This is a genomic window from Halomonas sp. TH-94, from assembly GCF_057473365.1.
This window is the reverse complement of the sequence record NZ_JBYCKL010000039.1, coordinates 40,895-52,599: the sequence shown is the minus strand read 5'-3', so window position 1 is coordinate 52,599 and position 11,705 is coordinate 40,895. Positions and strand designations below refer to the sequence as shown.

Below are 11,705 nucleotides of genomic sequence, written 5' to 3'. Positions count from 1 at the left end.
CAACGTTGCCCGTCACCGGCAGCGGATGCGTACTTTACGGTTTTCATCCGGCCCCTGCAAGGGGCGCTTGTAAAAAAGTTTCACGCCGGTGACGGGGTGGTGACGAAACGATGGCCGCCAAACTATCCACAGGCGCCGGAAGGCGGGCGCCTGTGGATAGAAACCCTGACCCAGAAACGACAGCGCCCGCTCAAGGCGGGCGCATACGATCGGTGACGATTCAACCGCCTGGCGGTGAGTGCCGCATCTTGCGCATGATGGCCAGCGTCGGCCCGGAGGCGACATAGGCACCGAAAAGCAGCAGCAGCATGACGGAAGGCTCTACCGAGATCACCACGAAGCCAAGCACGATCGCCAGTAATACAACGAACGGCACGGGCCCCTTGAGATCGATCTCCTTGAAACTGTAGTAGCGAATATTGCTGACCATGAGAATGCCCGCCGCCGCCACCACCAGCATCATGAGCAGCTTGAAGCCGAAAGCCTCGGCGTCGAAGCTGTGAAACGTCCATACGCTTGCCGCCACGAAGGCGGCGGCGGAAGGACTGGGGAGCCCGATGAACCACTTCTTGTCGACGCTGCCAATCTGCACGTTGAAACGCGCCAGACGCAGAGCGGCACAGGCAACGTAGAGAAAGGCCACTACCCAACCGGTCTTGCCGATGTCCTGGAGGATCCAGGTGAAGGCCACTAGCGCAGGCGCAACCCCGAAGGAGAGCATATCGGAAAGGCTGTCATACTCGGCACCGAAGGCACTCTGGGTATTGGTCATGCGCGCAACGCGCCCATCCAGGCCATCGAGCACCATGGCGATGAAGATGGCGACTGCAGCTGCAGTGAAATCTCCATTGATCCCCGCCACCACGGAAAAAAAACCGGCGAACAGGGCAGAAGTGGTAAAGAGATTGGGCAGCAGGTAAATGCCTTTGCGACGCACCTTCTTGCCATTCTCGATCGATTCTTCGATCACCTCCGTCTCGCGCACGAAGACAGCGGCAAGGTCCTCTTCGCCGCGCCGTTCATCCTTGCCACCGGCAGATTCCGGCTCGGGCTCTTCGCGGGAAACGTCATGTTCGGTGTTGCGGGGCTCCTGACTCATTCGTTTCGTCCATTTCCAGAATGGGTTCACCCTAAGGTAGTCATACCATTCTACACCGAGATACCGGAGCGGGAAGCGCTTGGCCACGTCTCGGATGCGCCAAGGGCGCGGAAATCCGCGCCCTTGGCCAGTGACGAAAGCGAACCAGGATCAGTTCTTGGACTTGTCCACCAGCTGATTGGCTGCGATCCACGGCATCATGCCACGCAACTTCGCACCCACCTGTTCGATGTCGTGCTCGGCATTCAGGCGACGACGCGCCGTCATCGAGGGATAGTTGGTGTTGCCTTCCTGAATGAACATCTTGGCGTATTCGCCGGTCTGGATACGCTTGAGCGCATTGCGCATGGCCTGGCGAGACTGTTCGTTGATCACCTCGGGGCCTGTCACGTACTCACCATACTCCGCATTGTTGGAGATGGAGTAGTTCATGTTGGCAATACCGCCCTCGTACATCAGGTCGACGATCAGCTTGAGCTCGTGCAGACACTCGAAGTAGGCCATCTCCGGCGCGTAGCCGGCTTCGGTCAGCGTTTCGAAACCCGCCTTGACCAGCTCGACGGCACCGCCACACAGCACGGCCTGCTCACCGAACAGGTCGGTTTCGGTCTCGTCCTTGAAGGTGGTCTCGATGATGCCGCTGCGACCGCCGCCAATGGCAGCGGCGTAGGAGAGCGCGAGCTCCTTCGCCTTGCCCGAAGCGTCCTGATGAATGGCGATCAGATCGGGGATACCGCCGCCCTTGACGAACTCGGAGCGCACGGTGTGGCCCGGCGCCTTGGGGGCCACCATGATCACGTCGAGGTCGCGGCGCGGCTCGATCTGGTTGTAGTGGATATTGAAGCCGTGGGCGAAGGCCAGCGTGGCGCCATCCTGCAGATTGGGCTCGATCTGGCTTTCGTAGATCGCCTTCTGATTCTCGTCCGGAGCCAGCATCATCACCACATCAGCTGTCTTGCACGCTTCTTCGACGCTGGCCACCTTGAGGCCGGCAGCTTCTGCCTTGGCCGCAGAGGACGAGCCCGAGCGCAGCGCGACGGTCACGTCGACACCGGACTCCTTGAGGTTGTTGGCATGGGCATGGCCCTGCGAGCCGTAGCCCACGATAGTGACCTTCTTGCCCTGAATGAGAGCGAGATCGCAGTCCTTGTCGTAGTAAACGTGCATGAGGTGCTCCTGAAAACGAAATTGGCGAAGGTTGTGTCAGCGTTGATGGCCACCCGCGCCATCTGTCGTGGCGCTGGGAGTCGGCTCATTCGATTCGCCTACCTTAGCGCCGCATCCACGTTGCGTAAAACGCGATATTTGCAATACCACATGCCAGATCATGCAATAATGGCGGAATGGATACGCGCCCTCTCAAACAGTTCCTCGCTCTGGCCGATACGCTGCACTTCGGTCGTGCCAGCGAACTCTGCCATGTCAGCCCCTCGACGCTCTCCCGCACCATTCGTCAGCTCGAGGAGAGCGTCGACGTGCCGCTGTTCGTACGCGACAACCGCCATGTCGCCCTGACGAGTCAGGGGCGTGCGTTCCAGGCGTACGCGCGCGAAACCCTGCATCGCTGGGAGCTGCTGCGTCATGATCTGAGCAGCAAGGCCGGCGAGCTTGCCGGAGAGATCAGCATCTACTGCTCGGTCACCGCCAGCTACAGTTTTCTCTACGACTTGCTCAGCGATGTACGCCAGCGCCATCCTCGCATCGAGCTCAAGCTGCATACCGGCGACCCGGCAGAATCGATGGGCCGTGTGCTGGCAGGCGAAGAGGACATGGCGATCACTCCTCGCCCACGCAGCGCACCGGCGGGCCTGGCCTTCAAGTCGCTGACTCGATCACCGCTGGTATTCATCGCTCCTGTGGAACAGGCCGCGTGGATTCCGGCTAGCCCCGACTCCCCCTCAGTGGAGCAGTGGCAAGGCGTGCCGATGATCCTGTCCGAAGCCGGGCTGTCTCGCGAGTATGCCGACACCTGGTTCAGGGCACTGGGAGTCGCGCCAACGATCTATGCCCAGGTGGCCGGCCACGAGGCGATCGTGAGCATGGTGGGGCTAGGCTTCGGCATCGGTGTGGTGCCAAAGATCGTGCTCGACAACAGCCCCTTGGCCCAGCGAGTCAGCATACTGCCGGTCAAGCCGGAGCTGCCCCACTACGACGTCGGGCTGTGCGTTCTGCATCACCGTTTGAAGAGCCCGCTGATACAGGCGCTGTGGGAGACGGTCACCGAGCGCTGAAGACGAAAAAGCCGCCCCGAAGGGCGGCCTAGAAAACTCTGTGAGTTGATTTACGTCACGAGCGAAGATAGGTCGGTTGCCGCCGGCGCGCAGCAACCGGAGTTGACTGGCTGCTCAATGAGGATTGTGAGCACCGCCGGCGACCGAGATATCGAGCGCAGTAGTAAATCAGAGCGAAAGCACCTTGTCGCCCCGTGCGATACCGGAGACCCCGGTACGCGCCACCTCGAGAATGCCCACCGGCCCCATGGCCTGCAGGAAGGCATCGAGCTTGGGGGCGTCCCCGGTAATCTGCACCGTGTATAGGCTCGGCGTGACGTCGACGATCTGGGCACGAAAGATATCGACGGTTCGCTTGACCTCGTCACGGGCCGCCCCCAACGCCTTTACCTTCACCAGCATCAGCTCACGCTCGATGTGGTTGCCCTCGGTGAGATCGACCAGCTTGATCACGTCGATGAGCTTGTTGAGGTGCTTGGTGATCTGCTCGATGACCCGGTCATCGCCAACGGTGGTGACAGTAAGCCGCGACAGCGACGGATCCTCGGTGGGCGCCACGTTTAGCGTCTCGATGTTGAAGTTACGCTGCGAGAACAGCCCTACCACGCGAGACAGTGCGCCCGGTTCGTTTTCCATGAGAATCGAGATGATATGGCGCATCAGGTCCGCTCCGTCTTGGAAAGCAGCATGTCACGCATGGAGCCCAGCGGCACCTGCATCGGATAAACGTGCTCGCGCGGGTCGACGATGACATCGACGAACACCAGCTCGTGCTTGTCGGCAAAAGTGCGTTCAAGCGCCGGGCGCAGCTCGTCCATGGTCTCCACCCGCAGTGCGGTGAAGCCATAGGCCTCGATCAGTTTGGCGAAGTCGGGCAGCGATTCCATGTAGGAGTGCGCGTGGCGCGACTTGTAGTTGAGGTCCTGCCACTGGCGCACCATGCCCAGCGAGGCGTTGTTGAGATTGATGATCTTCACCCCACCGCCGAACTGCTTACAGGTGGAGAGCTCCTGCATCATCATCTGGAAGCTGCCCTCACCGGTGACGCAGACCACCTGCTCCTCGGGGAAGTTCTGCTTGACGCCCATGGCCGCGGGGAAACCGAACCCCATGGTGCCCAGGCCGCCCGAGGTGATGAAGCGGTTGGGCTTGTCGAACTTGTAGTACTGCGCCGCGAACATCTGGTGCTGGCCCACGTCGGTGGTCACATAGGCCTCACCGCGGGTGATTTCGCACAGCGCCTCGATCACTTCCTGCGGCTTGAGCTGCTCGCCCGGCTTCGACGGCTCGTAGAGCTTGCCTCGGCGCTCCTCGCGCCAGCCGTCGATCTTCTGCCACCACTCGTCAAGCGCCTCGGGATGAGCGATCTCCTTACCCTGAATCAGGCTGATCATCTCGTCGATGACGCTGGCCGCCGGGCCGACGATGGGAACGTCGGCACGTACCGTCTTGGAGACGGAGCTGGGATCGATGTCGACATGCACGATCTTGGCCGTAGGACAGAACTTGGAGGTGTTGTTGGTCACGCGGTCGTCGAAGCGCGCGCCGATGGCGATGATCAAGTCGGCGTGGTGCATGGCCATGTTCGACTCATAGGAGCCGTGCATGCCCAGCCAGCCCAGACACTGACGATCGCTCTGCGGATAGGAGCCGATACCCATCAGCGTGGTGGTGATGGGGTAGCCGAGGCGCTTGACCAGATCGGTCAAGCCTTCGCAGGCACGTCCGGTGATCACCCCGCCGCCGGTATAGAACACCGGCCGCTTGGCCTTGAGCATCATCTCCACGGCCTTCTTGATCTGGCCGGTATGACCCCGCGCGACCGGGTTGTAGGAGCGCATCTTGACCTTTTTCGGGTAGATGTACTCGTAGCGTTCTGTGGGGGCGGTCATATCCTTGGGAATGTCCACCACCACCGGACCGGGACGCCCCGTCGCGGCCAGGTAGAAGGCTTTCTTGAGAACTTCCGGTATCTCGGTCGGGTGCTTGATCGAGAAGCTGTGCTTCACGATCGGGCGGGTCACGCCGATGATGTCGGTTTCCTGGAAAGCATCGTCGCCGATCAGATGACTCATGACCTGGCCGCACAGCACGACCATGGGAATCGAGTCCATGTAGGCGGTGGCGATGCCGGTAACGGCGTTGGTGGCGCCGGGGCCGGAGGTGACCAGTACCACGCCGGGCTTGCCGGAGGCCCGAGCATAGCCGTCGGCGGCATGGGTAGCCGCCTGCTCATGGCGCACCAGAATGTGCTTGACCTTATCCTGACGGAACAGTGCATCGTAAATATGCAGTGCCGCGCCGCCCGGGTAGCCATAGATGTATTCGACGCCTTCATCCTGCAGGAATCGGGCGATCATATCCGCGCCGGAAAGCAATTCCACTTGTGTATCTCCCCTGGAGGTCTCGAGTGCGATCCGCGCCCATGGGCACGGGTTCGAGTGCGGCGGTATGCCGCTGTCGGCGAGGCCGACACCTGATGCCAAACCCTGGCATTTAGCCCTGTTGGGGCCTGCACTCTCATTGGAAAGGCTGCTTGATGGCTGCGCTGGCAGCGTCGATCAGCAGTTTCCTAGCACGGCGGATTGCCGCGTCGGGGCATTGGCCAGAACCGGCGGTTGGCCGGAATCCGGTAGTCCTTCGGCGGGTAGAGGCCATACTGCCTACCCTTCGCGCGGGGATGGGGGGTTGCCCGCTGAAATCCGCGCCCGCAAATCAGGAACGCTCAAGATTCCAACAGCCTTGCGGCAGTGTCAACCGTGATGGGGGTGCGGACGCAGATTGAATCAAAAAAGCCCGCCGGTGGGTCCACCGGCGGGCAAGGGGTTACAGGACGCAACCTATAGACAGTGTAGACGTTCGCTGGCGGATGCTGCGGCCATCGCGTAACGCTGTGTATCAGCGATGGAACGCGAACTTGTCTCCCTCGACGACGACCTGAATGACGTCGCCCGGTGAATATCGGCCGGACAGCAGATCCTGGGCCAAGGGGTTCTCGATGCGGCTCTGGATCGCCCGTTTGAGCGGGCGCGCGCCGAAGACCGGATCGAAACCTGCCAGGGCGAGCTGAGCCATGGCCTCTTCGCTCACCTCGAGGCGCAGGTCATGCTCGGCCAGTCGTGCACGCAGGCGGTCGAGCTGAATACCGGCAATCGCTTCGATCTGAGCCTGGCGCAGCGCGTGGAACACCACCACCTCGTCGATGCGGTTGATCAGCTCGGGGCGGAAATGCATGCCGACGACATCCATCACCGCCCGCTTCATCTCCTCGTACTGCTCATCGGCGCCACCCATGCGCTGGATGATGTCCGAGCCCATGTTGGAGGTCATCACGATCACCGTGTTGCGGAAATCCACGGTGCGCCCCTGCCCGTCGGTGAGACGGCCGTCATCCAGTACCTGCAACAGGATGTTGAAGACGTCGGGGTGGGCTTTCTCCACCTCGTCGAGCAGCAAGACGGAGTACGGCTTGCGACGCACCGCTTCGGTCAGGTAGCCACCCTCCTCGTAGCCGACATAGCCGGGAGGAGCACCGATAAGGCGTGCCACGGAGTGCTTCTCCATGAACTCCGACATGTCGATGCGTACCATTGCCTCCTCGGTGTCGAACAGGAAACTGGCCAGCGCCTTGCACAGCTCGGTCTTGCCCACGCCGGTAGGGCCGAGGAACAGGAACGAACCGTTGGGCCGGTTGGGATCGGCAAGCCCGGCGCGTGAACGGCGCACGGCGTTGGCCACTGCCGTGACGGCCTCCTCCTGGCCGATGACCCGTCGGTGCAGCGCCTCCTCCATTCGCAGCAGCTTGTCGCGCTCGCCCTCGAGCATCTTGGCTACCGGAATGCCGGTCCAGCGCGACACGACCTCGGCAATTTCCTCTTCGGTGACGTTGGAGCGCAGCAGCTTGTGGCTGGCGGTATCGGCCTCGAGCTCGCTCGACTCGGCGATCTTTTTCTCCAGTTCCGGTATCACACCATACTGCAGCTCCGACATACGGCCGAGATCGCCCTGCCGGCGCGCCTGTTCCAGATCGATGCGAGCACGCTCGAGCTCGTCCTTGAACTGGGCTGCCCCTTGGATGCTGGCTTTTTCCGCCTTCCAGATCTCGTCGAGGTCGGCGTATTCACGCTCGAGCTCGGCGATCTGAGCCTCGATGAGTTCGAGCCGCTTCTTAGAGGCGTCATCGGTCTCTTTCTTGAGGTGCTCACGCTCCATTTTGAGCTGAATCAAACGGCGATCGAGGCGATCCATCTCCTCCGGCTTGGAGTCGAGCTCCATGCGAATGCGCGACGAGGCCTCGTCGATCAGGTCGATGGCCTTGTCGGGCAACTGACGGTCGGTGATATAGCGGGTCGAGAGCTTGGCCGCAGCGATGATGGCACCATCGGTGATGTCGACGCCGTGATGCACCTCGTAGCGCTCCTTGAGGCCGCGCAGGATCGCCACGGTATCCTCTTCACTGGGCTCGTCGACCTGCACCTTCTGGAAGCGCCGCTCCAGCGCGGCATCCTTTTCGATGTACTTGCGGTACTCGTCGAGGGTGGTCGCCCCCACGCAGTGCAGCTCGCCACGGGCCAGCGCCGGCTTGAGCATGTTGCCGGCGTCCATGGCGCCCTCGGCCTTGCCGGCACCCACCATGGTATGCAGTTCGTCGATGAACAGAATCACCCGGCCCTCTTCCTGGGCCAGCTCCTTGAGCACCGACTTGAGGCGCTCCTCGAATTCACCGCGGAACTTGGCTCCGGCCAGCAGCGAGCCCATGTCCAGCGACAGCACACGCTTGTCCTTGAGCCCCTCCGGCACCTCGCCATTGACGATGCGCTGGGCCAGGCCCTCGACGATGGCGGTCTTGCCCACGCCGGGCTCGCCGATCAGAACCGGATTGTTCTTGGTACGCCGCTGCAGTACCTGGATGGTGCGACGGATCTCGTCGTCACGGCCGATTACCGGATCGAGCTTGCCCTCGGCGGCGCGTTCGGTCAGGTCAAGGGTGTACTTCTCCAGTGCCTCGCGCTGCTCCTCGGCGTTGGGGTCATCGACCCGCTCTCCGCCGCGTACGCTGTCGATGGCGCTTTCCAACGCCTTGCGAGTCACGCCGGCCTGGGTCAGCAGCTTGGTCACCGCATGGCCCATCTCCAGCGCGGCCAGCAGTACCAGCTCGCTGGCGATGTACTGATCGCCGCGCTTCTGGGCCTCGCGGTCGGTGAGGTTGAACAGTTTAATCAATTCACGCGAGGGCTGTACCTCGCCGGTGAACTGGCCGACCTCAGGCAGGTCATCGAGATGTCCCGCCAGGGTGTCGCGCAGCCGTGCAGCGTCGCCACCCGCCTTCTGAATCAACGCCTTGATGCCGGTGTCGCGAGCATCCAGCAGTGCCAACAGCAGATGGCCGGGCTCCAGCTGGTTGTGGCCACGACCCACGGCAAGGGACTGGGCATCGGCCACGGCGTTCTGCAGCTTGGCGGTGAACTTGTCGAAACGCATTCGCTTTCCTCCATCGGGGTGACGGCGCGTTCGGACGCGCCGCTTGGCCCTGTCGTATCGTATTGACAGATTCAATGGAGTCAGCGTGGCCGGCTTTCAAGTCGCCGGCCAAGGAAAGCGATTCAGGTCTTGATCCAGATCAGCGCAGCCAGATCACACTGGCCATGCGACCGGTTTGGCCATCGTCGCGACGGTAGGAGTAGAAACGCGGTTCACAGGCGGTACAGAAGTGACCGCCGCTGATATGCGCTATCCCGAGCCGCTCCAGGCGCAGGCGAGCGAGCTTGTAGAGGTCGGCCATGTAGTGGCCCATTCGATAAGGGCTGGGGTCGAACGCCGCCGCCGCTTCCGGATGGATGCCGATGAAGGCCTGCTGCACTTCGGGACCGACTTCGAACTGCGCGTTGGATATGGCCGGTCCCAGCCAGGCCATGAGGTCTTCCGACGCCACCCCGAGCGCGGCGACAGCCGCCTCCAGCACACCGCCGGCCAGACCGCGCCAGCCGGCGTGAGCCACCCCGACCCGGGTGCCCTGGCGGTCGCAGAAGAAAACCGGCAGACAGTCGGCGGTGAGCACCACGCAGGCGTGCCCGCGATCGAAGGCCACCGAGGCGTCGGCTTCGGGCACGCAGTCGCTGTATCTCGACTGTACCCGAGCACCATGCACCTGGCGCAGCCAAAGCAGCGGACGGTCGTCATCGATCGCCTCGCCCAGTAGACGACGACACAGCGCCACATGGACAGCATTGTCGCCTACCTGGTCGGCTGGGTTGAAGCAGGCGAATTCGCCCTGGCTGGGGCCGGTTTCCCGCGTGGTGACGAATGCTCCGATGCTGACGGGTGCAGGCCAGTCGGGTTCGATCAGGGTCGGTTGCAGATGGGGGGCGTCGCTCATCAAGGCTCCTCAGCGCATGACCGCGTGGTCGTCACGCAGGTAATCGATCAACAGCAACAGGTCATCGGGCAGCGCCGCTCGAAACTCGACCGTCTCGCCGCTGCCAGGATGAATAAAGGCCAGCTTCCTGGCGTGCAGCGCCTGGCGCGGAAATTCGCGCAGCAGCGTCTTCAGCGCTTCGCTCGCCCCGGCCGGCAGCTTCAACCGCCCACCGTATACCGGATCGCCGACCAGCGGGAAGCGCCGATGCGCCAGGTGCACACGGATCTGATGGGTACGCCCCGTCTCGAGCCGGCAGCGTACGTGGGTATGCGTGCGGAAGCGCTCGACCACTCGATAGTGCGTCACCGCGGGCTTGCCGCTGGCGTGAACCGCCTGACGCTTGCGGTCCTTGGGATGCCTGCCGATGGGGGCATCCACAGTGCCGCCAGAGGTCATCACGCCAATGCAGATCGCATCGTATTCGCGGGAGACCGTGCGAGCCTGAAGCTGCTCTACCAACGCCGTCTGGGCGGTCAAGGTCTTGGCCACGACCATCAGCCCTGTGGTGTCCTTGTCCAGGCGATGCACGATGCCGGCCCGCGGCACGGTGGCGAGGCTTGGGCAATGATGCAGCAGGGCGTTGAGCAGGGTGCCGTCGGGGTTGCCCGCAGCAGGATGCACCACCAGGCCGGCCGGCTTGTCGATGATCAGTACATCGTCGTCCTCGTGCACGATGTCGAGGGGGATGTCCTCGGCCTCGAAGCGGGTCTGCTCCTCGAGGGTGGCCGCCAGCTGCAGCCACTCACCGCCGGCCATCTTGTCCTTCGGCTTGCCGGGCTGGCCATCCACGGTGAGCGCTCCTTCCTTGATCCACTGCTTGAGACGCTCACGGGAGTGGCCGTCGAAGAGCTCGGCGGCCGCCTGATCGAGGCGGCTGCCGGCCAAGGAAATGGGCACGCGCTGCTGGGCTTCCACGTTCTGGGGCATAATGGCTTTCGCTGAAGAGCCCTCGCGGAACCGGATAACGACAAACGGCTGCGTTTGTCGACATCCTCGGACTGCGTTTTTTCGCGAGGTGCTTTATAGTGGACGGGTTTACGGCCAATCCTACCATGGCCGACACGGGTTGTTAGACACGAGGATCACGATGCGCGTTTCCCCCATCGCCACACGCCTTGTCGCCCTGCTGCTGGTGACCGCACTGGTCACCGGATGTGCCGGCAGGACCGCCACGGATGAAGATGAATTCGAAGGCGTCGCAGAGCAGCAGCTCTATGACGAGGCGCGCGAAGCGCTCGAGGGTGGGCGCTATACCACCGCCATCTCGCGCCTCGAGGCCATCGACACACGTTATCCCTTCGGGCGTCATGCCGAACAGGCACAGCTGGAATTGATCTACGCCTATTACGAGACCCAGGACTGGGAAGCCACCCGGGCCGCAGCCAGCCGCTTCATTCGCCTGCATCCCACCCACCCCCAGGCGGACTACGCGCTCTACATGCGCGGGTTGGCTTCGTGGCAGGCAGGCCGCTTCAGCCTCGAACGGCTACGCCTGATCGACATCTCGAAGCGTGATGTCGGGGCCTCTCGCGACGCCTATGCCGATTTCCGCGAACTGGTATCGCGCTACCCAGCCAGCGAATACGCGCCCGACGCCGAGCAGCGCATCGTCTACCTGCGCAACGTGCTGGCCCGTCATGAGCTGCACGTGGCCGACTTCTACCTGCGCAAGGGGGCCTATCTGGCTGCCGTCGAGCGCGGCCGCTGGGTGATCGAGAACTACCCGGAGGCCGAGGCCACTCGCGATGCATTGGCAGTGATGGTCGAGGGCTATCTGGGCCTCGACATGCGTGACCGCGCCCGCGAGGTCCTCCAGGTCCTGATCCAGAACGACCCGGGCAACGACCGTCTGCGTGGCCGCACCTTCCAGCCCCAGCATGTGCGCGCGCAATCGCTCTCTGCCTGACAGCCGCTGTGAGCTGAAACCAAGAACCCGCGAGCCTGCTCGCGGGTTCTT

The 11,705-nt window shown here is 62.8% G+C and carries 10 protein-coding genes; 3 read left to right on the top strand and 7 right to left on the bottom strand.

What is annotated here, in order from left to right; genetic code table 11:
* Nucleotides 1-216 (top strand): hypothetical protein (locus AC2VNO_RS07715; protein WP_486933587.1); only part of this gene is annotated, 216 nt, incomplete at its 5' end.
* Between the two features lie 4 nt (nt 217-220).
* Here the strand turns inward: AC2VNO_RS07715 and pssA are convergent.
* Entirely contained in the window at nt 221-1,099 is an 879-nt protein-coding gene (gene pssA / locus AC2VNO_RS07710; RefSeq protein ID WP_486933586.1) for a CDP-diacylglycerol--serine O-phosphatidyltransferase, read from the bottom strand.
* A 150-nt stretch (nt 1,100-1,249) separates the two neighbouring features.
* Entirely contained in the window at nt 1,250-2,266 is a 1,017-nt protein-coding gene (gene ilvC, locus AC2VNO_RS07705; RefSeq protein WP_486933585.1) for a ketol-acid reductoisomerase, read from the bottom strand.
* A gap of 176 nt (nt 2,267-2,442) precedes the next feature.
* Here ilvC and ilvY point away from each other — a divergent pair, with 176 nt between their 5' ends.
* Nucleotides 2,443-3,330: an HTH-type transcriptional activator IlvY gene (ilvY, locus tag AC2VNO_RS07700; RefSeq protein WP_486933584.1), complete on the top strand. Its 888-nt coding sequence runs from the start codon at nt 2,443-2,445 to the stop codon at nt 3,328-3,330.
* Nucleotides 3,331-3,498: 168 nt separating this feature from the next.
* Here ilvY and ilvN read toward each other — a convergent pair whose 3' ends face one another.
* The 5 genes from ilvN to rluD all read right to left on the bottom strand — a co-directional run bounded on the left by ilvN (nt 3,499) and on the right by rluD (nt 10,675).
* Complete coding sequence (gene ilvN / locus AC2VNO_RS07695) at nt 3,499-3,990, bottom strand: acetolactate synthase small subunit (protein ID WP_010627682.1); 492 nt, start codon at nt 3,988-3,990, stop codon at nt 3,499-3,501.
* Entirely contained in the window at nt 3,990-5,714 is a 1,725-nt protein-coding gene (locus tag AC2VNO_RS07690; protein ID WP_486933583.1) for an acetolactate synthase 3 large subunit, read from the bottom strand. The genes ilvN and AC2VNO_RS07690 overlap by 1 nt, the downstream gene beginning before the upstream one ends.
* Nucleotides 5,715-6,228: 514 nt before the next feature.
* Complete coding sequence (gene clpB, locus AC2VNO_RS07685; protein WP_486933582.1) at nt 6,229-8,811, bottom strand: ATP-dependent chaperone ClpB; 2,583 nt, start codon at nt 8,809-8,811, stop codon at nt 6,229-6,231.
* A 139-nt stretch (nt 8,812-8,950) separates the two neighbouring features.
* Complete coding sequence (pgeF, locus tag AC2VNO_RS07680) at nt 8,951-9,706, bottom strand: peptidoglycan editing factor PgeF (RefSeq protein ID WP_486933581.1); 756 nt, start codon at nt 9,704-9,706, stop codon at nt 8,951-8,953.
* A gap of 9 nt (nt 9,707-9,715) precedes the next feature.
* Nucleotides 9,716-10,675 carry a 23S rRNA pseudouridine(1911/1915/1917) synthase RluD gene (gene rluD / locus AC2VNO_RS07675; RefSeq protein ID WP_486933580.1) on the bottom strand — a complete coding sequence of 320 codons (960 nt, stop codon included), beginning with the start codon at nt 10,673-10,675 and terminating at the stop codon, nt 9,716-9,718.
* A 160-nt stretch (nt 10,676-10,835) separates the two neighbouring features.
* Here rluD and AC2VNO_RS07670 point away from each other — a divergent pair, with 160 nt between their 5' ends.
* The gene (locus AC2VNO_RS07670; RefSeq protein ID WP_228579369.1) at nt 10,836-11,654 is read left to right on the top strand and encodes an outer membrane protein assembly factor BamD; all 819 of its coding nucleotides are present in this window, start codon (nt 10,836-10,838) and stop codon (nt 11,652-11,654) included.
* The last annotated feature ends 51 nt before the right edge of the window (nt 11,655-11,705 follow it).